The sequence below is a fragment of the Actinomadura rugatobispora genome, assembly GCF_055379765.1.
Genome location: NZ_AP029191.1, coordinates 11,310,911 through 11,333,986, shown reverse-complemented (window position 1 = coordinate 11,333,986; position 23,076 = coordinate 11,310,911). Strand labels below are relative to the sequence as shown.

General features: G+C 75.2%; 18 protein-coding genes. 6 read left to right on the top strand and 12 right to left on the bottom strand.

Annotated elements, in window-relative coordinates; all coding sequences use genetic code 11:
• Positions 1-15: 15 nt before the first annotated feature.
• Positions 16-1,221, bottom strand: coding sequence for an MFS transporter (locus ACZ466_RS50785; protein WP_378281172.1), 1,206 nt, complete (start codon positions 1,219-1,221; stop codon positions 16-18).
• A 257-nt stretch (positions 1,222-1,478) separates the two neighbouring features.
• On the opposite strand from ACZ466_RS50785, the gene ACZ466_RS50780 reads away from it, so the two are divergent.
• On the top strand, positions 1,479-2,309 hold the full coding sequence (locus ACZ466_RS50780; protein ID WP_378281171.1) for an MIP/aquaporin family protein: 831 nt from the start codon (positions 1,479-1,481) through the stop codon (positions 2,307-2,309).
• A 58-nt stretch (positions 2,310-2,367) separates the two neighbouring features.
• Positions 2,368-3,885 (top strand): glycerol kinase GlpK, encoded by a 1,518-nt coding sequence (gene glpK, locus ACZ466_RS50775; protein WP_464042196.1) that lies wholly within the window; start codon positions 2,368-2,370, stop codon positions 3,883-3,885.
• On the opposite strand, the gene ACZ466_RS50770 is transcribed toward glpK, so the two are convergent.
• Positions 3,882-4,886, bottom strand: coding sequence for a Gfo/Idh/MocA family protein (locus ACZ466_RS50770; RefSeq protein WP_378281170.1), 1,005 nt, complete (start codon positions 4,884-4,886; stop codon positions 3,882-3,884). The genes glpK and ACZ466_RS50770 overlap by 4 nt on opposite strands.
• A gap of 161 nt (positions 4,887-5,047) precedes the next feature.
• Here ACZ466_RS50770 and ACZ466_RS50765 point away from each other — a divergent pair, with 161 nt between their 5' ends.
• Positions 5,048-5,890, top strand: coding sequence for a trypsin-like serine peptidase (locus ACZ466_RS50765; protein ID WP_378281169.1), 843 nt, complete (start codon positions 5,048-5,050; stop codon positions 5,888-5,890).
• A gap of 66 nt (positions 5,891-5,956) precedes the next feature.
• Here ACZ466_RS50765 and ACZ466_RS50760 read toward each other — a convergent pair whose 3' ends face one another.
• Entirely contained in the window at positions 5,957-7,375 is a 1,419-nt protein-coding gene (locus ACZ466_RS50760) for an MFS transporter (RefSeq protein ID WP_378281168.1), read from the bottom strand.
• Between the two features lie 182 nt (positions 7,376-7,557).
• On the opposite strand from ACZ466_RS50760, the gene ACZ466_RS50755 reads away from it, so the two are divergent.
• Positions 7,558-9,414 carry a transketolase gene (locus tag ACZ466_RS50755; RefSeq protein ID WP_378281167.1) on the top strand — a complete coding sequence of 619 codons (1,857 nt, stop codon included), beginning with the start codon at positions 7,558-7,560 and terminating at the stop codon, positions 9,412-9,414.
• A gap of 13 nt (positions 9,415-9,427) precedes the next feature.
• On the opposite strand, the gene ACZ466_RS50750 is transcribed toward ACZ466_RS50755, so the two are convergent.
• Entirely contained in the window at positions 9,428-9,685 is a 258-nt protein-coding gene (locus ACZ466_RS50750; RefSeq protein WP_378281166.1) for a DUF6343 family protein, read from the bottom strand.
• 2 nt (positions 9,686-9,687) lie between these two features.
• Positions 9,688-10,131 (bottom strand): YbhB/YbcL family Raf kinase inhibitor-like protein, encoded by a 444-nt coding sequence (locus ACZ466_RS50745; protein WP_378281165.1) that lies wholly within the window; start codon positions 10,129-10,131, stop codon positions 9,688-9,690.
• Between the two features lie 299 nt (positions 10,132-10,430).
• Between ACZ466_RS50745 and ACZ466_RS50740 the strand changes: the two genes are divergently transcribed.
• Positions 10,431-13,784: a hypothetical protein gene (locus ACZ466_RS50740; RefSeq protein WP_378281164.1), complete on the top strand. Its 3,354-nt coding sequence runs from the start codon at positions 10,431-10,433 to the stop codon at positions 13,782-13,784.
• A 160-nt stretch (positions 13,785-13,944) separates the two neighbouring features.
• The gene (gene paaZ / locus ACZ466_RS50735) at positions 13,945-15,981 is read left to right on the top strand and encodes a phenylacetic acid degradation bifunctional protein PaaZ (protein ID WP_378281163.1); all 2,037 of its coding nucleotides are present in this window, start codon (positions 13,945-13,947) and stop codon (positions 15,979-15,981) included.
• 65 nt (positions 15,982-16,046) lie between these two features.
• Here paaZ and ACZ466_RS50730 read toward each other — a convergent pair whose 3' ends face one another.
• The 7 genes from ACZ466_RS50730 to ACZ466_RS50700 are packed head-to-tail and all read right to left on the bottom strand — an operon-like array spanning position 16,047 to position 22,926.
• The gene (locus ACZ466_RS50730) at positions 16,047-16,970 is read right to left on the bottom strand and encodes an ABC transporter substrate-binding protein (RefSeq protein ID WP_378281162.1); all 924 of its coding nucleotides are present in this window, start codon (positions 16,968-16,970) and stop codon (positions 16,047-16,049) included.
• The gene (locus ACZ466_RS50725) at positions 16,970-18,145 is read right to left on the bottom strand and encodes an LLM class flavin-dependent oxidoreductase (protein ID WP_378281161.1); all 1,176 of its coding nucleotides are present in this window, start codon (positions 18,143-18,145) and stop codon (positions 16,970-16,972) included. The genes ACZ466_RS50730 and ACZ466_RS50725 overlap by 1 nt, the downstream gene beginning before the upstream one ends.
• Positions 18,135-19,112 (bottom strand): LLM class flavin-dependent oxidoreductase, encoded by a 978-nt coding sequence (locus ACZ466_RS50720; RefSeq protein WP_378281160.1) that lies wholly within the window; start codon positions 19,110-19,112, stop codon positions 18,135-18,137. Before ACZ466_RS50720 ends, ACZ466_RS50725 begins: the two co-directional genes overlap by 11 nt.
• Positions 19,109-20,149, bottom strand: coding sequence for an ABC transporter substrate-binding protein (locus ACZ466_RS50715; RefSeq protein WP_378281159.1), 1,041 nt, complete (start codon positions 20,147-20,149; stop codon positions 19,109-19,111). Before ACZ466_RS50715 ends, ACZ466_RS50720 begins: the two co-directional genes overlap by 4 nt.
• Before the next feature lie 46 nt (positions 20,150-20,195).
• Entirely contained in the window at positions 20,196-20,933 is a 738-nt protein-coding gene (locus ACZ466_RS50710; RefSeq protein WP_378281158.1) for an ABC transporter ATP-binding protein, read from the bottom strand.
• Positions 20,930-21,808 carry an ABC transporter permease gene (locus tag ACZ466_RS50705; protein ID WP_378281157.1) on the bottom strand — a complete coding sequence of 293 codons (879 nt, stop codon included), beginning with the start codon at positions 21,806-21,808 and terminating at the stop codon, positions 20,930-20,932. The genes ACZ466_RS50710 and ACZ466_RS50705 overlap by 4 nt, the downstream gene beginning before the upstream one ends.
• Positions 21,805-22,926 (bottom strand): NrtA/SsuA/CpmA family ABC transporter substrate-binding protein, encoded by a 1,122-nt coding sequence (locus ACZ466_RS50700; RefSeq protein WP_378281156.1) that lies wholly within the window; start codon positions 22,924-22,926, stop codon positions 21,805-21,807. The genes ACZ466_RS50705 and ACZ466_RS50700 overlap by 4 nt, the downstream gene beginning before the upstream one ends.
• Positions 22,927-23,076: the final 150 nt, after the last annotated feature.

Genomic DNA, 23,076 nt, shown 5'->3' with positions numbered 1-23,076 from the left:
CGGGGCGGGCGGCGGTCACCGGCGCAGGGCGATGGCCGCGTGGAGCACCCCGGCCAGCGCGGCGCAGGCGAGGAGCAGCAGGCCGATCACGTACGACCCGGTGATCGCGTGCGCGGCGCCCAGCAGCAGCGCCGGGACGAACGCGGCCGGCACGCCCACCGCCCAGGCCAGGCCCGTCACCGCGCCCGTCCGGGACGGCTCCGTGCACCGGGCGACCAGCGCGAACACACCCCCGGCCGCCACCCCCAGCGCGAACGCCAGCAGTGTGAACGACACCGCCTCGGCGATCCCGGCCGCCGGCCCCGCCGTGATCACCAGCGTCAGCGCGGCGGCGAGCCCGAGCGCGTCGACCAGCAGCCGGCGGGGCCCGATCCGGTCCGCCAGGAACCCGCCCGCCGGCCACGCCACGACCGCCCCGAGGGCGAACGCGGCCGCCTGCGCGGCGGCGGCGCCGGGATCGGTGCCGTACACCTCGCGCAGGTAGGTCGGCAGGTAGAGCGGCATGGCCAGGAAGCCGCCGAAGGCCAGCGCGTACGGCGGCCACGCCCGCCGGACGACCGGCAGCCGCCGGGCGGCCCGCACCCGCGGCCCCACCAGGTCCTCGGAGGTCTGCCAGCCGGGCGCGTCCCGGGTGAACAGCAGCATCGCGGCGGCGGTCAGCCCCACCACCGCGGCGGTCGCCAGGTAGGTGGCGGTGCGGCCCGCGGCGTCCGCCAGCCACGGGACGAGCAGCGCCGACAGTGCTATGCCGGCCGAGGCCGCCGCCCCGACCACCCCGGCCACCAGGCCCCGCCGGGCGGGTTCGTACCAGGCGTTGCAGAACGGGACGCCGACCGCGAAGGCGGTCCCGGCCACGCCCAGCGCGAGCGCGCCCGCGACCATGAACGTGAACGAGGTGTCCATGAACGCCAGGTACAGCACCGGGAAGAAGGCCAGGAAGCCGACCACGGCGAGCATCACCTGGCCGCCGTACCGGTCGGTGAGCGCGCCGACCGGGACGCCGCCGAGCGCGCCGGCGACCAGCGGCACCGCCGACAGCAGCGAGACCTCGGCGGTCGACAGCCCGAGATCGGCGGCGTAGCCGGGCGCCAGCGGGCCGATCATCGTCCACGCCCAGCAGTCGACCAGCACCGCCCAGGCCGCCAGCGCGAGGTAGGCGTGCCGGCCGCGCGGCGAGGTGTCCGCCGCGGTGGCCCCGGCTATGGCGTCCATGGCCGCCATCCGGCCCCCTAAAAGATCGTCACGGTCCGCTATGAACGCTTGCCCGCTGGGCATGGTCTCGGTCGTGAGCGCGCCGCCGCGGGGGCCGGGGCCGCCACGCTGCACCCGTACCCGCATCGGCGGGCTCCGACGCCTCCCGGCCGGTCCAGGGGCATCGGCCGGGTCCCGCCGGCGATCGCCGACCGGCCGGCACTGACCGGCTCCTCGCGGTCGCGCTCAGACATAGGTCTCACGTCACACCGCCCCGAGGAGGAGACATGGCGGAACGACTGGGATTCCCTCCGCTGGCCCGCGAGATGGCCGCGGAGTTCGCCGGCACGATGATCCTCATCCTGTTCGGCGTCGGAGTGGTGGCGCAGGTGGTGGCGGGCGGCCTCGGCAACCACGACAGCATCGCCTGGGCCTGGGGCATCGGCGTCACGATGGGCGTGTACGTCGCCGCCCGGCTCAGCGGCGGCCACATCAACCCGGCGGTGACCCTCGCGCTGGCGGTGTTCAGGCGGCTGCCGTGGATCAAGGTGGCCCCCTACATCCTGGCGCAGTTCGCGGGGGCGTTCGTCGCCGCGCTGATCGTCCGGTGGAACTACACCGAGGTGCTGGCCGCGTTCGACCCGGGCCACACGGTCAAGACCCAGTTCGTGTTCAGCACCCTGCCCGGCAACGGCACCCTGCCGGTGGACCTGTGGGGCGGCTTCCGCGACCAGGTGATCGGCACCGCGATCCTGCTGTTCGTCGTGATGGCCCTCACCGACCTGCGCAACAACCCGCCGCTGGCCAACCTCACCCCGGTCGTGATCGGCCTGCTGGTGGTGGGGATCGGGATGGCGTGGGGGACCAACGCCGGATACGCGATCAACCCGGCCCGCGACCTCGGCCCGCGGCTGGCGCAGTACCTCACCGGATACAGCGGCGCGTGGCGCGACCAGCACGGTGATCTCTACTTCTGGGTGCCGATCGTCGGTCCCCTGATCGGCGGCGTGATCGGCGCGGGCCTGTACCTGCTCCTCGTCGGCCGCAACCTGCCGCCCGAGGATGAGGCGGTCCCCGAGGACGAGCTCAAGCCGGAGTACGACCCGGAGAACTCCTGACCCGTCCATGCAACCGCGCCGATCCCGGCGCCCGACCCGGCAGAAAGGGAGTGGCCCGATGGCCGACTTCGTCGGAGCGCTCGACCAGGGCACGACCAGCACCCGGTTCATGATCTTCGATCACGGCGGCAACGAGATCGCCCGCCACCAGCTCGAGCACGAGCAGATCCTGCCCCGGGCCGGCTGGGTGGAGCACAACCCCACCGAGATCTGGGAACGCACCCGCGCCGTCATCGAGACCACCCGCAACACCGCGAACCTGCGCCACACCGACCTGGCGGCGCTGGGCGTCACCAACCAGCGCGAGACCACGGTCGTGTGGAACCGGCGCACCGGGCGCCCGTACTACAACGCCATCGTCTGGCAGGACACCCGCACCGACCGGATCGCGGCCGCACTGGAACGCGACGGGCGCGGCGACACCATCCGGCACCGGGCCGGGCTGCCGCCCGCCACCTACTTCTCCGGCGGCAAGATCCAGTGGATCCTGGAGAACGTCGAGGGCGTGCGCGAGGACGCCGAGCGCGGTGAGGCGGTCTTCGGCAACATCGACACCTGGGTGCTGTGGAACCTCACCGGCGGCATCGACGGCGGGGTGCACGTCACCGACGTCACCAACGCCAGCCGCACCATGCTGATGGACCTGGAGACCCTCGACTGGGACGACCAGCTGCTGTCGTTCTTCGGCGTGCCGCGCGCCATGCTCCCGGAGATCAGGCCGTCGTCGGCGCCCGACCCGTACGGGGCGACCCGGGCGTCCGGGCCGCTGCGCGGCGAGGTGCCGCTGTCCGGCGACCTCGGCGACCAGCAGGCCGCCACCGTGGGCCAGGTCTGCTTCGCGCCAGGCGAGGCCAAGAACACCTACGGGACGGGCAACTTCCTGCTCCTCAACACCGGCGGCGAGCTGGTGCGCTCCAAGGCCGGGATGCTCACCACGGTCTGCTACCAGCTGGGCCACGAGGCCCCGGTGTACGCGCTGGAGGGCTCGATCGCGGTGACCGGGTCGGCGGTGCAGTGGCTGCGCGACCAGCTCGGGATCATCTCCGGCGCCGCGCAGAGCGAGTCGCTGGCCCGGCAGGTCGACGACAACGGCGGCGTGTACTTCGTGCCCGCGTTCTCGGGGCTGTTCGCCCCGTACTGGCGCAGCGACGCGCGCGGCGCCATCGTCGGCCTGTCCCGCTTCAACAACAACGCCCATCTCGCGCGGGCCACCCTCGAGGCCATCTGCTACCAGTCCCGCGACGTGGTCGAGGCGATGCGGGCGGACTCGGGCGTCTCCCTGGACGTGCTGAAGGTCGACGGCGGGGTCACCGCCAACGAGCTGTGCATGCAGCTGCAGGCCGACGTCCTGGGCGTGCCGGTGTCGCGTCCGGTCGTCGCCGAGACCACCGCGCTGGGCGCCGCGTACGCCGCGGGCCTGGCCGTCGGGTTCTGGCGCACGACCGACGAGCTGCGGCAGAACTGGAACGAGGACCGCCGCTGGGAGCCCGAGTGGGACGAGGAGCAGCGGGAGAAGGGGTACGCGGGCTGGCGCAAGGCCGTCGAGCGCACCTTCGGCTGGGTCGAGGTCGACTAGCCGCGCGCCGATCCGTCGCGGCCGGGGGCCTGGCGGCGGAAGGAGGCGGCGATCTCGTCGACGACGCGGAGCACGGCCACCGACTCGTCCAGGGGCAGCAGCGGCGACTCGGTCAGGCCGAGCCGCAGGCACCGCGCGACCTCCTCGGCCTGGTAGGTGTAGCCGTTGCCCGCCAGGTCCACCGTGAAGACCTCGGTCTCCCCGCCCGCGCGGGTCAGCGTCAGGGACTCGGGCCGGTAGAACGGTGAGGCCAGCTCGATGCGGCCCCTGGTCCCGACGACGGTGGCGGTGTGCGGCGACTCGCCCATGAGCCCGCAGTGCAGCAGCGCCACCGCGCCCGAGCCGTACCCGAGCAGGATCCCGGTGTTGGCGTCCACGCCCGTCGGTGCCGGTGACGCGGTGGCCTGCACGCTGTCGGGCGGGCCCAGCAGCGGCCAGGTCACCGACAGGACGTAGCAGCCCAGGTCCAGCAGCGCGCCCCCGGCCAGGTCCGCCGACCACAGCCGGTGCTCGGGATCGAACGGCGGCGCCGTGGCGAAGTCGGCGTACACGGCCGAGACGTCCCCGATCGCGCCCTCGCCGACCAGCGCGTGCAGCCGCCGGGTCAGCGGGCTGAAGCGCGTCCACATCGCCTCCATGGCGAACACGCCGCGGTCGCGGGCGATCGCGGCGAGCCGCTCTGCGTCGGCCGCCGATGTGGTGAGCGGCTTCTCCACCAGCACCGCCCGGCCCGCCTCCAGGCACAGCCGGGCGGGCTCGAAGTGCACGGGGTGGGGCGTGGCGACGTAGACGACGTCCACCTCGCCGTCGGCCGCCAGGTCGGCGTACGAGCCGTGGGCCCGGCCGATGCCGTGGCGGGCGGCGAAGGTCGCGGCGGTCGCGGCGGAGCGGGACCCGACGGCGGCGACCTCGTGCCCGTCGAGGCGGAGCAGGTCGGCGGTGAAGACCTCCGCGATCCCGCCCGTGCCCAGGATTCCCCAGCGAATCGGTTCGTCGGCCATGCGGTACATCGTACGGGTTTGGATGATCTTCGGATTCCCGCCGCGGCAAGGGATTCGCGGCTTCACGGCCATTGGCCTTGCCCGCCGCCGGACCGCCGGACATCATCGATCGGCATGCCCGGCGGCCGTGACCGTGCGCCGCCCTCGCAGAGAGGACACCCATGATCAGACCCTTGGCCGGAGCGGCCCTCGCCCTGGCGGCGGGCGGCGCCGCGCTGACCGCCGTGGGCGGCCCCGCACAGGCGGCCGCGCCCGCCGGGAAGGTCGACTTCGCCGGGACCGTGGCGCTCGACAACTGCTCCGGCTCCCTGGTGCGCGGGCCGCGCACCGCCGACCGCGACAAGGCGCTGGTCCTGACCAACGGGCACTGCCTGGAGACCGGCATGCCGGGCGCCGGCGAGGTGATCGTCGACCGGCCGTCCACCAGGACGTTCACGCTGCTCGACCCGTCCGGGCGCAGGCAGCTGGGCACGCTCCGCGCCACCCGGATCGAGTACGCGACCATGACCGACACCGACGTGACGGTGTACCGGCTGAGCAGCACCTACGCCGACATCCGCCGCAAGTACGGGATCTCCGCCCTCCGCCTCTCCCCGGCCCGCCCCAAGGCCGGGACCCAGATCCGGGTGGTCTCCGGCTACTGGAAGAAGATCTACTCCTGCAAGATCGACGGTTTCGTGCACCGGATGCGCGAGGCGGACTGGACCTGGAAGGACTCCATCCGCTACACGCCCGAGTGCGAGACGATCGGCGGCACCTCCGGGTCGCCGATCGTGGACGCCCGCTCCCGCCAGGTCGTCGGCGTCAACAACACCGGCAACGAGAGCGGCGAGCGCTGCACCCTGAACAACCCGTGCGAGGTCGGCAGGGACGGCAGGGTCACCGTCCGCAAGGGCACCAACTACGGGCAGCAGACCTACCTGCTGGCCCGCTGCCTGGGCGCGCGCAGCGACGTCGTCCTGGACGCCAGGTGCGCCCTGCCCCGCCCCGCCGCCACGCGATAGCCGGCGTTTCACAGCCCTGCCCGGCCCCGCGCCATGGGGCCGGGCGGGCGGCCGGCCCGGCGGCCCCTAACGTGTACGGCGCGCCAGTGCCAGGGCCGGCACGGCGGCGATCAGGGCGCTCGCGGCCAGCGCCCACCCGGTGGCGTACTCGGCGTGCCGGGTGGAGCCTCCGTCGCGGGCCAGCGTGAGGAACAGCGTCCCGATGGTGGCGATCCCGACGACCTGGCCCAGCTGCATCATCGTCAGCAGCAGCCCGCTGGCGTCGGCCGCCGCGTCCGCCGGCACGTGCCGCAGCGCCGCGGTCATCACGATCGGCAGGACGCCCAGGCCGAGCCCGATCACGCCGGTGAGGACCTCGTAGGGCACGCCGCCGCCCGCCAGCGGCCCGAGGACGGCGTAGCCCGCGGCGGCCAGCAGGAACCCGGCGGCGATCGTCCAGCCGTGCCACCGTTCCGGGAGCCGCGACCAGGTCAGCCCCACCAGGGCGAAGGTGGCGACGCACGGCACGAAGGCCAGCCCCGACTGCAGCGGCGTCAGCTCCAGGTCGCCCTGCAGGTGCAGGGTCGTGGTGAACAGGAACGACCCCCACGAGCCCGGCCCGAACACCAGGACGGCCAGGGCGAGGGGCAGGCCGGGGGCGCGCAGCACCCGGCCGGAGATGAGGGGGCGGCCGCCGCGGGCCGCGACGCCGCGTTCGACGGCGACGAAGGCGGGCAGGAGCACCGCGGCGGCGGCCAGCGAGACCCAGCCCCACGCAGGCCAGCCCAGGTCGTGGCCGAGGATCAGCGGGACGGCGAACAGCAGCACCGCCGGGGTGAGCACCAGCAGGCCGGGCAGGTCGAGGCCGCCGTCGCGGCTGCCCTCGTCCCGGGGCAGCACGCGCGGCCCGGCGGCCAGCAGCAGCGCGCCGATCGGCACGTTCACCAGGAAGACGGTGCGCCATCCGGCGCCGAACAGGTCGGCGCTCACCAGCAGGCCCCCGGCGATCTGCCCGGCGACGACGCCTCCGGAGGTCACCGCGGCGTACAGGCCCAGCGCCCGCCCCCGCGCGGCGCCGGTGAAGGTGCGCTGCAGCAGGCTCATCACCTGCGGCGACATCAGGGCGGCGCCCGCGCCCTGCAGGAACCGGAAGGCGACCAGCCACCAGGTCCCGGGGGCCAGCCCGCAGGCCAGTGAGGCGAGCGTGAAGACGGCCAGGCCGGCGTGGAAGGCGCGGCGGTGGCCGTGCAGGCGGCCCAGCCGCGCGCCGGTGATCAGCAGCACCGCGAACGCGATGACGTAGCCCGCGACCACCAGCTGCAGCCCGGAGCCGGAGGCGCCCAGGTCGGCGCGCAGCGTCGGCAGGGCGACGTTGACGATGTTGACGTCCAGGATCGCCATGAAGTGCCCCAGCAGGAGCAGCGCGAGCACCCGGCCGCCGTGCGGCCCGCTCGACCGCTCCGCCGGGGGCGCGCTCCCTGGGGGGACGGTGGTTGCCTCTGTCATGACCATCAGCGTGCCTGGAATCGGGTACCGGTAGAAGAGCGCGCCGATACCGGTACTGACGCCACTGGCTGCACGCCCATCCGGAGGCGGCCGTCCCCGCCACGCGCACTGACCCCGCACCGGACCACGGCCGGGGGCCCGCGGCCCGCATTGCCGTGCCCATGCCGGGTAAGGGGCCCGGCATGGACCAACACGAGCTGCGCGAACTCGGGCAGAGGCTGCGCGTGGACGCGGTCCGCGCGTCCGGCGCCGCCGGGTCGGGCCACCCGACCTCCTCCATGTCGGCGGCGGACCTGATGGCGGTGCTGCTGGCCCACCATCTGCGCTGCGACTTCGAGGCGCCCTCCAATCCCTGCAACGACCACCTGATCTTCTCCAAGGGGCACGCGTCCCCGCTGCTGTACGCCCTGTACGCCGCGGCCGGGGCGATCTCCGACGAGGAGCTGCTGACGTTCCGCTCCCTCGGCAGCCGGCTGGAGGGGCATCCCACCCCCCGCCTGCCGTGGGTGGACGTGGCCACCGGCTCGCTGGGCCAGGGGCTGCCCGTCGGGGTCGGGATGGCCCTGGCGGGCAAGCGCCTGGACCGGCTGCCGTACCGCGTGTACGTGCTGTGCGGCGACAGCGAGATGGCCGAGGGGTCGATCTGGGAGGCCGCGGAGCACGCCGGGTACGAGGGCCTGGACAACCTCACGGCCATCCTCGACGTCAACCGCCTGGGGCAGCGCGGGCCCACCCGGCACGGCTGGGACACCGGCGCCTACGCCCGCAGGCTGGGCGCGTTCGGCTGGCACACGATCGAGATCGACGGCCATGACGTGGCCGCGATCGACGCCGCCTACCGCGAGGCCCGCGCCACCACCGGCCGCCCGACGGCGATCATCGCCCGTACCGAGAAGGGGCACGGCGTCGCCGCGGTCGCCGACAAGGAGGGCGCGCACGGCAAGCCGCTGCCCGACACCGAGGAGGCGGTCGCCGAGCTGGGCGGCCGCCGCGACCTGACGGTGGCGACCCGGCATCCGGAGGCCGAGCACTGCGCCCGGCCGCTGGACCACGGCCCGGTCACCCTGCCCCGGTACGAGGTCGGCGACGAGGTCGCCACCCGCGACGCCTTCGGGGCGGCGCTGGCCGCGGTCGGCTCCGGGTACGGCGAGGTCGTCGCGCTGGACGGCGAGGTCGGTGACTCCACCCGGTCGGGGATCTTCGCCAAGGAGCATCCGGAGCGGTTCTTCGAGGTCTACATCGCCGAGCAGCAGCTGGTCGCGGCGGCGGTGGGGATGCAGGCCCGCGGCTGGGTGCCGTTCGCCGCGACGTTCGCGGCGTTCCTGACCCGCGCGTACGACTTCGTGCGGATGGCCGCCGTCAGCCGCGCCGACGTCAACCTGGTCGGCTCCCACGCCGGGGTGGCGATCGGCAAGGACGGGCCGTCCCAGATGGGCCTGGAGGACCTGGCGGCGTTCCGCGCCGTGCACGGCAGCGCCGTCCTGTACCCGTGCGACGCCAACCAGACCGCCCGGCTGGTGGACGCGATGGCCGCCGCGAGCCGGTCCGACCGGCGGATCAGGTACCTGCGGACGAGCCGCGGCGAGACCCCGGTGATCTACGGGCCGGACGAGGAGTTCGCCATCGGCGGCAGCCGGGTGCTGCGCGCGAGCGACCGCGACGAGGTGACGCTGGTCGGCGCCGGGATCACGGTGCACGAGGCGCTGGAGGCCGCCGACCGGCTGGCCGCCGCCGGGATCGCGGCCCGCGTCGTCGACCTGTACTCGGTGAAGCCGGTGGACGCGGTGACGCTGCGCGAGGCGGCGGACGCGACCGGGCGGCTGGTGACCGTGGAGGACCACTGGCCGGAGGGCGGCCTGGCCGACGCCGTGGCCGAGGCCTTCGGCGACGGCCGCCCGGTGCCGCGGATGGCCCGGCTCGCCGTGCGGAACATGCCCGCCTCGGCGACCCCGGAGGAGCAGCTGGAGGCGGCGGGGATCGACGCGGACGCGATCGTGGCCGCCGCGCGCGACCTGATCGACCTGGCCGCGCACGCCTGAGGGCCGGTGCGGCTCAGTCGCGGGCGCGGCGGGCGATCACCACTATGTCGATCAGGGCGACCAGCGCGATGACCGCGCAGATCGCCGCGGCCGTCCAGGCGCCGGGGCCGCCGCCGTGCGAGCCGGCCACCGCGAAGAGGACCGCGGCGACCGCGCCCGCGAGGAGCGCGACCGTCGACAGGACCGCGCGCAGCCGCAGCGGGCTGCGGGCCGTCAGCGGCTCGTCCCCGGCCGGCTGCCGGTGGTGCCCGGGCGCGCCGGGCCCGTCCATGGTCACCTCCCGAACGTGCCGACGAGGGTGCCCGAGGCCACGACCTTCTCCTGCTCGGCGACCCGGAGGTCCTCGGCGGAGAACCCCTCGGGCAGCCCGGACGGCTCGGACAGCCCGTACAGGTGGAAGATGTAGTGGTGCGCCTGGTCGCCCCGGGGCGGGTGCGGGCCGCCGTATCCGCGCGTCCCGTAGTCGTTGCGCCCGGAGACGGCCCCGGCGGGCGGCTCGCCCGGCTCCAGCTCGGTGGTGTCGGGCGGTATCCCCGCCAGCAGCCAGTGGACGAACGTGCCGCTCGGCGCGTCGGGATCCTCGCAGACCAGCGCGATCTCCACGACGTCCTCGGGCGCCTGCGACCACTGCAACGGGGGCGAGACGTCGCCTCCGGCGTGCGAGTAGTCGGCCGGGATCCGCGCGTTGTCGTCGAACGCGGGGCTGTGCAGTGTCATCTCGTTCATATCCTTCCCGTGCCCGGTCGGGCGGGCGGCGATGCAGGTCACCGGGCGGGAACGCGGGCCGGGCGCCCGGGTGGGGCCCGGCACGCTCCTCCTCGTCGACCGCCTGTCCGCCAATGCGGTTGCCGGAACCGGGGCCGATGCGCCATCATCGTCACCATGATCAAGAGGAAGGGCGGTCTCCGCCCGGGCCGTTGAGCCCCAGCCGGCCGGTCGGTGAACCGGCTGAACACCCCGCCGGAGCCGCCGATGAGCTGCTGACCGGCGTCGAACCCCTCCCGTACCCGGGGCGCATGCGCGCGCTGGCCCTGCACGCCCGGCGCCTGGCCGGGACACCCGAACTGCCCGCACTTCTGGCCGAGCTGTCCGCGCGCGGCCCGTACGAACGCCGCACCGCGCTGCACATGGCCATGGCCGCGCGCGACCTCGGCCACATCGCCGCCGTCCTGGCCGGGCCCGACCTGGACCTGCGCCGCGCCGCGCTGCGCGCCGTCCGGACCCTCCCCGTACCGGACGAGGCAGCCGAGGCCGTGCTGCGCGACGCCCCGACCGAGCTGCGCCGGGCGTTCTACCGGACGCTCCTGCACGCGCGGCGCGGCGCGCTGGCCGACCGGCTGCTCCCGCAGGTCCGGGAACGCTGGGGCGACCGCGAGGCCGCCGCCCTGCTGCCCGCGTGCAGCGGGCCCGTGGTGGCCGAAGCCCTCTCCGGGCTCGAGCACGCCGTGGTCGCCTGGCGGGCCCTGGGCAGGCGGCATCCGGGCCCGGTCCTGGACACCGCCGAGGCCGAGACCCGCGGGATCACCTACGCGTGGTACTGGTGGCGTACCCGCGGAGCGGGCATCGAGGCCGCGGCCGAACATGCGCCCGAGCGCGTGCTGTCCCTGCTGGAGCACATGGAGCGGCGCACCCGGACCTCCCTGCTCCCGGCCCTGTCGCCGGCGGCGGCCACGGCGCTGTCCAAGGCCGACCCCGCCCGCACGGCGCGACTGCTGCTGCGCGGGTCGTGGCGGCGCTACCCGGGCGTGCGGCCCGGCCTGCTCACCCACCTGCGCGCCGTCCCCGCCGAGGAGATCGTCAGGCGGGCCCCGGCCACGTCGTACCGGCTCGGGACCTTCCTGGAGGCGCTCCCGCCCGGAGTGCGCGAGCCCGCCTTCGACGCCGCCGTCGAGCGCGGCGACGACGTCCTGACCGGGCTGCGGGCGCTGCCGTTCCTGCCGCTGCTGCCCCCGGCGCGCGCGGCGGCCGAGGCCCGCCGGATGCTCGACTGGCACGGCTCGGCGTGGCACTCCTCCCGCTCGCATTCCGACGACCCGGACCTGCCGCTGAAGCTCCAGGCGTTCCTGCCGTACGAGGAGGCCGCCGGGCCGCTGGGCGAGGCCGCGTTCTCCGGGGACGCGCACCGGCGGAGCCTGGCCAGGACGCTCCTGCTGGAGTGCGCCGCCCGCACCGGGGACGGGGATGTACTCGTGGAGGTCGTCGCCAAACTCGCGCTGCGCAGCGTGAACGAGCAGGACCCGGTGCGGGGATCGCTGCTGGAGGCGCTGGCCGCGCTGCGCCCCCGCCACCTCGACGACGCCCTCGCCGAACCCCTCGGCCGGCTCGCCACCGCCGCCATTGAGTCCCGCGACTCCTCGCCCCGCACCCGGCGGGCCCTGCGCGCGCTGGCCGCCCGCGTCCTCCGGCACGCCGGGGGACCCGCGCTGAACGAGTGGGCCATGGACGTCTATGTGAGGCTCGTCGCCCACCATGCCGCGGACGGCCTCGCCGGCCCGCCCGAGACCGCCCCCGAGCCCCGCAGCCGGCGCCGCGTGCCGCGGCGCCGGCCCGTCGCCGACGATCACCGGCTGGACCGCGTGCTGCGCCGCGGCCGAGAGCACGACCTGCTGGACCGGCTGCGCCCGCACCTGCGGGCCGCGCGCGAGCGGGGCGACTTCTCCCTGGCCGTGGCGCTGGCCGCCGCCCTCCACCGCCGTGCCCACGGCCTGGAGGAGCTCCAGGACGAGCTGCGCGCGGCCGTCCGGCGGGCCCCTGACGCGCTCGCCCGCACCGCCGCGCACCTCTGGCTCGACGACCCCGCGACCCGCGAGGAACGCGCCGCCGAACTGCTGGGCGCGGGCGGGGACGCGATCGTGCACCCCCGGGCGTGGCAGGTGGCGGCGCGCCGCCGCACCGATCTGCTCGTCCCGTCCCTGGACGGCGGCCCGCCCGCCGACTGGGCACCAGAGGTCGCCGCGAGCGACGCGGGACGCTGGACCCCCGCCCAGCGCGACCGTGTCCGCGCCCTGCTCCTCGGCCGCGCCGCCGAGGAGTCGCTGCCGGTCGCCGCCCGGCTGGCGGCGGTCGGCTCCCTCGGCCGCCTGCCCGGGACGTTCGAGGACCTGGCGGCCTGGGCCGGGGAGAAGGAGAACGTCCTGGCCGAGGCCGCGCTGGAGGCCCTCGCGCACGGCGGAGAACCGGTCCGCGCCCTGGAGGCGCTGCTCACCGGGGGCCGCGGCCTGGCCTCCCCGGTGGCCGTCGCGGCGATGGGACGCTGCTGCGCGCGGGTCCCGCCCGGCCCGCTCGGCGACCTCCTGAACGCGGCGCTGACCGGCCCCGGCAGCAAGATCACCGTTCGGAAGCAGGCCGCGCGCCAGCTCGAGCGCCACCGGCCCCCGGGCGCCGCCGGCCTCCTGCTCGCCGCCTGGCGGGATCCCGGCCTGCACAGGGACGTGCGCGTCGCGGTCGCCGTCGCGCTCCGCCACATGCCCGAGGCGCCCGGGGCCCTGGACGCGCTCGACGACGCGGCCGGGCCGTACGCGGGCGAGATCATGCACCGGACCCTCTTCCAGGCCCAGCCGTGGGAGTACGCCCTCGAGCACCGGCCCCGCTACGCCGCCCTCGTCCGGCGCCTGCTGCAGGCCGCCGACGGACCGGGCGTGCGGTTCCGCGCCGCCCGCGCGTTCGGCGCCTGGGTGCACTGGTACGAGGGCGGACCCGGCGAGATCATCGCCGCGGTCGGCGACCCGGGCGACCCGGCCGGGCGGCGCGACCTCCCGGTGTTCCTGTCGCTCTTGGACACGGGCACGATCCGGGACGAGGTCGTGGACGTCCTCGACCGCCTCCTCGCCGCCGGCACGGACACCGAGGCGCGGTCCCGAGTGACGCGCATCGCCCAGGCCCTGTCCGGTGATCGGGTGCCGGAGCCCCTGGCCCGCCGCGCCGCCGACCGGATGGCGCGGCATCCGCTGTACCTGGCGGCGTCGGCTCGGCTGACCGTGTCCCGCCTGCCGGTGGCCGGGGGACGCGGCGGCACGGTCCCCGAACGGCTGGGCGAGGAGCTGGAGGCCGGGCTGCTGACGCTGGCCGGGCGGCTCCGCGACCGGCCCCTGGTCGCAGCGCGGCTGTGCGACCAGCAGCTGCGGCACCGCCTGCGCGGCTACAGCACGTCCAGGGTGCCGCCGCCGCTGCTGCTGCCGATCGTGCGGCGGCTGCTGGAGGAGGACCACGCCGCCGCCGGGCTGATGGCCATCGCGCTGGCCGCCATCGGCGGACCCGACGCCGGTTGGACGGACGACTGGCGCGCGGTGCTGGAGCGTCTGCGCGGGTCCGGGAACGTCGACATCGCCGCCGGGGCCTGGGAGATCGAGGCCGGCGTCCCGACCGGTTGATCCGCACGAAGAACCGGGCCGGGCGCTGTCACCTCTGCGAGGCGTGAAACGCCCGGATCGGTGAAAGGTTAAGAGGCGGGGAGGTCCTGCGGCCGCGCGCCGCACGGCCCGCGACGGAACGGGACGGAACGAACGAGCCGGTGTGGACGAGGAGGTCCCAGTGGTCGTGTTGCGAAGCTATGTGGCGGGTTCCTGGCGGGATCCGGACGGGGAGGGGACGCCGCTGCCGGACGCGGTGACCGGTGAGGAGGTGGCGCGGTTCTCCGCCGCGGGCATCGACCGCGCGGCCGCGCTGGAGCACGGCCGCCGGACCGGCGGACCCGCGCTGCGCGAGCTGACCTTCCACCAGCGGGCCTCGCTGCTGAAGGCGCTGGGCTCGTATCTGCGCGAGCACCGCGACGAGCTGTACGCGCTGTCGGCCCGCGCGGGCGCCACGCGCGCCGACGCGCGGTTCGACGTCGACGGCGGCATCGGCGTCCTGCTCGCCTACGCGAGCAAGGCCAAGCGGGAGCTGCCCAACGAGACCGTCCTGGTCGAGGGCGAGGTGGAGCCGCTGGCCAAGGGCGGCGGTTTCGTGGGCCAGCACCTGTGCACGCCGCTGCGCGGGGTCGCGATCCAGATCAACGCGTTCAACTTCCCGGTCTGGGGGCCGCTGGAGAAGCTGGCGCCCGCGTTCGTGGCGGGGATGCCGAGCCTGATCAAGCCCGCGGGCCAGACCGCCTACCTCACCGCCCGGCTGGTGGAGCTGATCGTGGAGTCCGGGCTGCTGCCGGAGGGGACCGTCCAGCTGCTGTGCGGGGAGGCGGGCGACCTGCTCGACCATGTGACCGAGCAGGACCTGGTCGCCTTCACCGGGTCGGCGGGCACCGCGCAGCGGCTGCGCACCCATCCCGCGCTGGTCGGGCGGTCGGTGCGCTTCAACGCCGAGGCCGACTCGCTGAACTGCTCGATCCTGGGCCCGGACGCCGTGCCCGGCACCGGGGAGTTCGGCCTGTACGTCGACCAGCTGGTCACCGAGATGACGATGAAGACGGGGCAGAAGTGCACCGCCATCCGCCGCGCCCTCGTCCCCGGCGAGCTGATGGACGAGGTGGCCGGGGCCGTGCGGGAGCGCCTGGCGGGGATCACGGTCGGCGACCCGGCCGACCCCGCCGTGACCATGGGCCCGCTGGTCGGGCTCGACCAGCGCGAGGAGGTGCGGCGCTCGCTCAAGGCGCTGCTGGACGCGGGACGCCTCGTCTTCGGCGATCCGGAGACCGTTCCGGTCGTGGGCGCCGACGCCGAACGGGGTGCGTTCCTGTCGCCGATCCTGCTGCGCGCCGACGACCCCTGGCGGGCCGAGCCGCACGAGGTGGAGGCCTTCGGCCCGGTCAGCACGCTGCTGCCCTACCGGGACGCCGCCGAGGTGGTGGAGCTGGCCGCGCGGGGCCGCGGCAGCCTGGCGGGCTCGGTCGTCACGGCCGACCCGGACTTCGCCCGCGAGGTCGTGCTGGGCACCGCGCCCTGGCACGGGCGGCTGCTCGTGCTCAACGGCGAGGACGCCGGAGAGTCCACGGGCCACGGTTCGGCGCTGCCCGCCCTCGTGCACGGCGGGCCGGGGCGCGCGGGCGGCGGCGAGGAGCTGGGCGGCATCCGCGGCGTCGTGCACCACATGCAGCGCACCGCCGTGCAGTCCGGGCCGGCCATGATGACCGCGCTGACGGGCCGCTGGGTGCCGGGCACCGACCGCACGGTCACCGACGCGCACCCGTTCCGCAAGCACCTGGAGGACCTGCGCGTCGGCGACACCGCCGTCGGCGGCCCCCGCACGGTCACCCTCGACGACGTGGAGCACTTCGCCGAGTTCACCGGGGACACCTTCTACGCCCACATGGACGACGAGTCGGCCAGGGCCAACCCGTTCTTCGGCGGGCGCGTCGCGCACGGCTACCTGGTGGTGTCGTTCGCGGCCGGCCTGTTCGTCGATCCGGAGCCGGGCCCCGTCCTGGCCAACTACGGCCTGGAGAACCTGCGCTTCCTCACGCCCGTCTACCCGGGGGACGAGCTGACGGTCACGCTCACCGCCAAGCAGATCTCCCCGCGGGAGGGCGCCGGGCACGGCGAGGTGCGGTGGGACACCGACGTGACCAACCAGGACGGCGCCTCGGTCGCCAAGTACGACGTCCTCACCCTGGTGGCCAAGCGCCCCTCCGCATAGGGGCGCCCGGCCCGCCGGGGAACCCCGCCGGCGCGCCCCGCGCGGCGCGCCGGCGGGGCGGCGCGTCAGCTCGCGGCGCGCTCGGCCGGTTCGAGCAGGTCGGACAGGCCGGTCAGCACCGCGTCGGCGACGGTGATCTTCCGGTCGACCAGCCCGGCGGCGTGGAAGAGGTCGGCGGCGCGCTGCTGCTCGGCCACGAACTCCGGCTCGAGCGGCCGCAGCCCGAACGGGCGGCGGCGCAGCGCGTTCTCCCAGGTCGCCACGTCGCCGCCGTCGTCGGCCGCGAACAGCTCGGCCGCCTCACGCGGGTTCTCCCGGATCCAGGCGTCCGACTCCTGGAGCGCGGCGACGATGGCGGCGAGCTCCTCCCGGTGCCCCTCGGCGAAGTCGCGCCGGGTGAACCACAGCGAGCGGTGGCTGAACAGCCCGTCGGTGTCCACCAGCGTGCGGATCGAGGCCTGCTCCTCGACCCGGGTCAGGGCCGGGTACGAGCCGACCCAGGCGTCCACCCCGCGGTCCAGGAACAGCTGCGCCGCGTCGGAGTAGGCGTCGACGGGCTCGATGTCGTTCCAGGTCAGCCCCGCGTCGTCGAGCGCGAACAGCAGCAGCGTGGTCTGCCACGAGCCGTGCCCGAGGGCGACCCGCTTCCCCTTCAGGTCGGCGGGGGAGGCGATGCCGGAGTCCTCGTGGGCGACCAGCCGGCCGTTCTCGTGCCGCGGGCCCGAGACGGCGACGTACACGATGTCGTGCCCCTTGGCCTGGGCGGTGACCGGCGGCGTGGAGCCGGTGCCGATGAAGTCGTACCCGCCGTCGAACAGGTGGTCGCCGTGCAGCGTGGGCAGGCCCTCGGTGGGCGCCGGGCGCCCACCCGCCGGGAGGGAGCGCAGGTCCACCCACTCCACCTCGGGCAGGGCGCGCTCCAGGATGCCGCGGTGGCGCAGCACCCACAGGGAGTTGTTGTTCGGGAAATAGCCGACCTTGGGGCTCATCAGAGGGTTCCTCTCGTTGCGGAAATCGGTGCGGGCGGGGTGGCGGCGGCGGTGGCGCCGCGCAGGAGGGGCAGGACGTTCTCGCCGACGCGGTAGGACTCCTCCAGGTGCGGGACACCGGCGAGGATGAACGCGTCCACGCCGAGGGCGACCAGCTCGTCCAGGCGGGCCGCGACCTGCTCGTAGGAGCCGACCAGGCCGAAGGCGGGGCCGCCGCGCAGCAGGTGGAAACCGCCCCACACGTTCGGGGACGCCTCCAGCTCGCGGAAGTCCCGCACCGGCCAGTCGATGAACGACGCGCTGCGCAGCCAGCCCACCGAGTCGCCCGAGGCCTCGGGGCCGCGCAGCGCGGCCGGGTCGACGTGCCGCCAGCCGCGGCGGATCTCGTCCCAGGCCTCCGCCTCGGTCTCGCGCGCCAGCACGTCGATCCGCACCGCGAACCGCGGCGCCCGCCCGATGGCGGCGCTCTCCGCGCGGACCTGGTCGAATTTGGCGGCCAGCGCGGGGAACGGCTCCAGCCACGACAGGTAGTAGTCGGCGTGCCGCCCGGCCGCCTGGATCGCGGCGGGCGAGGACCCCGAGAAGTAGATCTCCGGGAAGGGCTGCCCAGCCAGCGGCTCGGGCAGGCCGGCGCCCTCGACGCGGTAGAAGCGCCCCTCGTAGTCGAACGGGCCGCCGCCCCAGACGCCCTTCAGCACGTCCAGGAACTCCGAGGTGCGGGCGTAGCGGTCGTCGTGGTCGACCTTGTCGCCCCACCACAGCTGGGCCGGCCCGCCCCCGCCGGAGATGACGTTGTAGACGACCCGGCCGCCGGTGGCGCGCTGCAGGCTCGCCGACATCCGCGCCGCCTGCACCGGGTGCAGGAACCCGGGCTGGTAGGCGATCATGAACCGGTAGGTGGTGGTCTCCCGGGCCAGGCTCGCGGCGGCCGCCCACGGGTCGTCGGTGAACGGGAACGAGGGCAGCAGCCCGCCCACGAACCCGGCCAGTTCCGAGGAGCGCGCCACGTCCGCCATGTGGTCCAGATGGGTGTAGCCGTCGGGCCGCCCGTCCCGTACGCCCGGCGCGACCCGGCCGGGCGCGTCCGGCGCCCAGCCGCCGCGGCTGGCGATGCGGCGGCGCAGCGACGGCTGGTCGCCGTGGGTGCCGATGCGCCAGTAGATGTCAATCGGCATGCTCGATCTCCTTGCTCTCCGCGACCCCGGTGAGCAGGGGCAGCAGCTGCTCGCCGAGCCGGTAGGTCTCCTCGATCGAGGGCCTGGCCTCCAGGAAGAAGGCGGTGACGCCGCGGTCGGCGTAGGCCCGGATGGCCTCGGCCGTGCCGCCGAACGACCCGACCAGCCCGGCCGGCGGCGATCCGGCGGCGGTGCGGCGGCCGGCCTCGGCCCGCGCCTCCTCCTCGTCCTCGCGGGCCAGCACCGGCAGCCGCAGCCCGTACGCGACGGTGCGGCCGCGTGCGGCGGCCCGCCCGCCGAGGTCGGCGACCAGCGCGTCGAGGTCGTCGCCGAGGTCGAAGACGTGCAGGTCGGCGTGCCGGGCCGACAGGTCCAGGGCCTCCTCGGAGGTGCCCGACAGGTGCACGCGGGGGAAGGCGCTGCCCGCCAGCGGTCCGGCGAATCCGCCCGCGAGCACCTGGAAGAACCGGCCCTCGTAGGTGTAGTCCTCCTCGTGCCACACCCCCTTGGCCACGGTCAGGAACTCGTCGGCGCGCGCGTAGCGGTCCGGGCCGCGCAGGAAGTCGCCCTGCGCGCGCGCCGTGGCCGGGTCGAGGTCCACCTCGATCCGCCAGTCGAGCCTGTCCCCGGAGAAGCGCTGCACGGACGCCGACAGCTTCGCCGCGTACACCGGGGTGGCGATGCCCGGATGGAACCCGGCGACCGCGCGCAGCCACCGGTTCTGCCGCAGCACGCCCGCCGTCACGACCAGCGACTCCTCGCCCGCCGGGTCGAAGGGGGCCAGCACGCCGTGGAAGGTCGCGATCTCGGCGGCGCGGGCGATCTGCGCGAGATGGTCGAACGGGCCGTACCGTCCCGGCCGCAGGTCGGTGGCGACCGCGGACGCGGGCACCGGGGCCGGTCCCCGCCCGCCGCGCGCACCGTCCCCGCGGGTGGGGAGGGTGATGTAGAACCTCGGCTCGGTCATGCCGCCTCCCCCTCCCCCTTCTCCTTCTTCTCGTTCGCCTCGCGGGCGAGGCGGAGCGGCTCGGGCGCGACCCAGGCGTCCAGGTCGACGTCGGCGTCCAGGAAGCCGTGCACCAGCAGGAAGTCCTTCTGGATCCGCAGCAGGCCGAGCCGCTCCTCCGTCAGCGCGGGGTGCAGGGAGCGGTGGAAGCCGCCCCGGTACGCGGTCGCGACGCCCTCGGCGCCGGACCGGGTCTCCCGCGCGAGGATCTCCCGGACGCCGCCGAGGTCCTCCGCGGCCCAGTCGGCGGCCCGCAGCGACTCCCGCAGGAACGTCACGACCAGGTCGGGACGCTCCTCCAGCAGCCGCTCGTGGACGGTGATCGGCCGCGGCGTGCCGTTGTTCACGCGGGTGCGCGGATCGGGGTGGGCGTCCAGGTCGACGGCGACGGCCAGACCCAGCTCGCGGGCCTGGTCGGCGGCCCGCGCGCCCTTGACGTAGACCGCGTCCACCTCGCCGCGCGCCAGCTCCCGCAGGCCGGGCCAGGAGATCGTCCGGTCGCCCGCGTCGCGCCCGACCGAGGGCGACAGGTCGGCCTCGACCTCGACGAACGTCACGTCGTCCAGGACCAGGCCGCCCTGCGCGAGGGCGCCCTTGACGCCGTGCAGGGCCATCGCCCGGGGGAAGCTCTTGGCGCGGCTCTCCGCCCAGGCGGGCAGGGCGACCCGGGCGCCGCGCAGGTCCGCGGCCCGTTCGATGCCCGAGCCCGGCCTGACCAGGATCGACTGCCACTCCTCGATCCAGGTCAGGCCGATCAGCCGGGTCGGCGCCCCCGCCGACCGGGCGGCCAGCGCGGGCACGTTGCCGCCCTCGCGGAACAGCCCGGTCAGGCCGTGGTCGAAGTGGTGGCGGGCCAGTTCGGGCCCCGCGTCCTGCAGGACGCCGACCTCCACGCCGAGCCCGGCGAACGCCTCCGTCAGCCGGCCCCGGCCGTGCGCCAGGCCGCTGGCCGTGGGGACAGGGCAGCGGGTGAACCAGATCTTGTCTACCGCGGGCACATGACCTCCTCAGATCGTGGGACGGAAAGGAAGGGAAGGAAGGGGTTCAGGGCGCGGCCGGGGCGGCGACGCCGAGGTGGGACAGGAACGAGCGGCGATGCTCGACCTGGGCGGGGTCGTCGCGGTCGCGCGGCTGCGGCAGGTCGATGACGCGGTCGGCGGCGAACGCGCCGTCGCGCAGCACCGCGACCCGGTCGGCCAGCCGCAGCGCCTCGTCGACGTCGTGGGTGACCAGCACCACCGCGGGGCGGTGCCGCGCGCACAGCTCGGCCACCAGGTCCTGCATGCGCAGCCGGGTCAGGGCGTCCAGGGCGGCGAACGGCTCGTCCAGCAGCAGCACCTGCGGGTCGCGGACCAGCGCCCGCGCCAGCGCGACCCGCTGGGCCTCGCCGCCCGACAGCGTCGCCGGCCAGGCCCGCTCGTACCCCGCCAGCCCCACCTCGCGCAGCGCCCGCCGGCCCGCCTGGCGCGACGAGCGCGGCAGGCCCAGCGTCACGTTGGCCAGCACCCGCCGGGCCTGCACGAGCCGCGGCTCCTGGTACACGGTGGTGCGGCGCGGGGCGGTCAGCACCGTGCCTGAGTCGGAACGTTCCAGCCCGGCCAGCACGCGCAGCAGCGTCGTCTTGCCGGTGCCGCTGGGGCCCAGCAGCGCGAAGAACTCGCCGCGGCGGATGTCCAGGTCGACGCCGTCCAGGACGGTCCTGTCGCCGAACGCCTTGCGCAGCCCGCGCACCCGCACGGCCAGGTCCCCGTCCCGGACGGGCCCGGCGGTCGTGCCGCTCATCGGGCCGCCACCTGCCCGCGCCAGGGCATCGCCAGCCGTTCCAGGCCGCGGATCGCCAGGTCGATGACCAGCCCGAGCAGCGCGTAGATCAGGATGCACAGGACCATGTAGTCGTTGCGGTAGTACTGCTGCGCCAGCGTCACCAGGTAGCCGATCCCCTCGGTGGCGCCGATCTGCTCGGCGGCGATCAGCCCGGTGAGCGAGACCGACAGCCCGATCCGCAGCGCCATCAGGATGCTGGGCAGCGCGGACGGGACGACCACCGCCGCGGCCAGCCGGAGCCCGCGCAGCCCGAACCCGCGGGCCGCCTCGACCACCTTGCGGTCCACGCTCCGCACGCCGAGGTAGGTGTAGGCGTACACGGGGGCGAGCGTCGCCACCGCGATCAGCACGATCTTGAACGTCTCGCCGACCCCGAACCAGGAGATGAACAGCGGGACCAGGGCCAGGAACGGCACCGCCCGCTTCATCTGCAGGGTCGGGTCGATCAGCTCCTCGCCGAGCGCGGACAGCCCCGCCGCCACCCCCAGCACCAGGCCCAGCCCGGCCCCGGCCAGCACGCCGAGCGCCGCGCGGCGCGCCGAGGCCACGAGGAAGTCGGCCAGCTGCCCGGTGGACACCAGTTCCCCGAACGCCCCGGCCACCGCGCCGGGCCCGGCGAGCACGTCGGCGGGGATGCGCCCGGACGACGACCCGTACCACCACGCGGCCAGGAGCAGCAGCGGCACGCTCGCGCGCACGGCCAGCGACAGCGCCGGGTGGCGCCGCCGAGTGCCGAGCCGCGGCGGGGTCTCCAGCCCCGCCTCCGGCCGGGCGTCCGCCCTGGCCGCGCGCTTCCCGGCGGCGGAGACCGCCTCGATCCGGTCGACGGTCATGACGCCGTTCCCGGGGAGCCCGAGGCGGGGGAGCGGGCGGGGACGGCCCGCAGATCGAAGATCACCTGGTCGGGGCGGACCTCGGTGGAGATCACCCCGTACTTGCGGAACAGGTCGCCGACCGCCTTCACGTAGGGGCCGTCGGCGCTGCCGGCGTAGCGCGGGACGTTGCCGTGCCGCGCCTTCTCGATGTCCTCGGCCAGCCGTGCCCCGGTGACCGCGGTCGGGCCCTTCTTGAGGAAGACGTTCTGGAACTTCTCCGGCTCGCGCTTCTCCTGCTCGCCCAGCTCGCGCAGCACGTCGAGGAAGGTCTGCACGACCTTGGGGTGCTGCTCGAGCAGTTCGGTGCGGGCCGCCCAGATGTTGAGGTCCTTGTCGGGCAGGCTTCGGCCGTTCACCAGGACGCGGGCGCCCTTGGCGACGACCTCGGGGTAGGCGCGGACGATCGCCCACCAGGCGTCGACCTTGCCGGTGGCGAACGCCGAGGCGCCCTGGTCGGGGTTCAGGTAGACCCGCTGGACCTTGTCGACGGGGATCCCTGCCTGTTCGAGGGCGAGCAGCAGCAGGTACTCCCCGCGCCCGCCCTTGTTGACCGCGACCTTCTTGCCGACCAGGTCGCGGATGTTCTTCAGCGGGCTGTCGGGCGGCACGACCAGGCCGTCCTCGCGGGGCGCGGACGCGTGGGTGACCGGGTCGGTGAAGGCGAAGATCTTGATGTCGCGGCTGTTGGACAGGTAGCCGAGCGCGGGGGAGACGGCCCCTTCCAGGACGTTCACCGAACGGGACCGCACGGCGTCGATCGTCGCGGTGAACGAGGCGTAGGTGCCGCCCCACTGCACCTTGGCGCCCACGGCCTCGAGCCGCTTCTCCAAGATGCCCTCGCGCTTGGCGTAGGCGAGCACGCCCTCGTTGCCGGGGTCCTTGAGCTTGAGCACGGGCCCGCCGCCGGAGCCCGAACCGCCGGCCGTCGCGGATCCGCCGCAGGCGGAGGCGAGCGGGCCCAGCAGGAGGACGGCCGCGGCGGCGCAGGCGGCGAGGCGCGACCGGCGGGCGCGCGGCCCGCGGGAACGTGCCGGGAGAAGGCGTGCGGGCACGCCGGTGGACAGGGTGGTGGGCATGGTGGGCCTCTCGTCGGTATTTCCTATATTTCAGGTAGGTTTAGCATAAGTCAAGGTGGGACGGGGTACGGGGTCGCCGGTCTCCGGTCCGGACCGTGTGGACGGGGACGTGACGGGGGAGCGCGGCGGCGCGCGGACAGGGCTTGTATC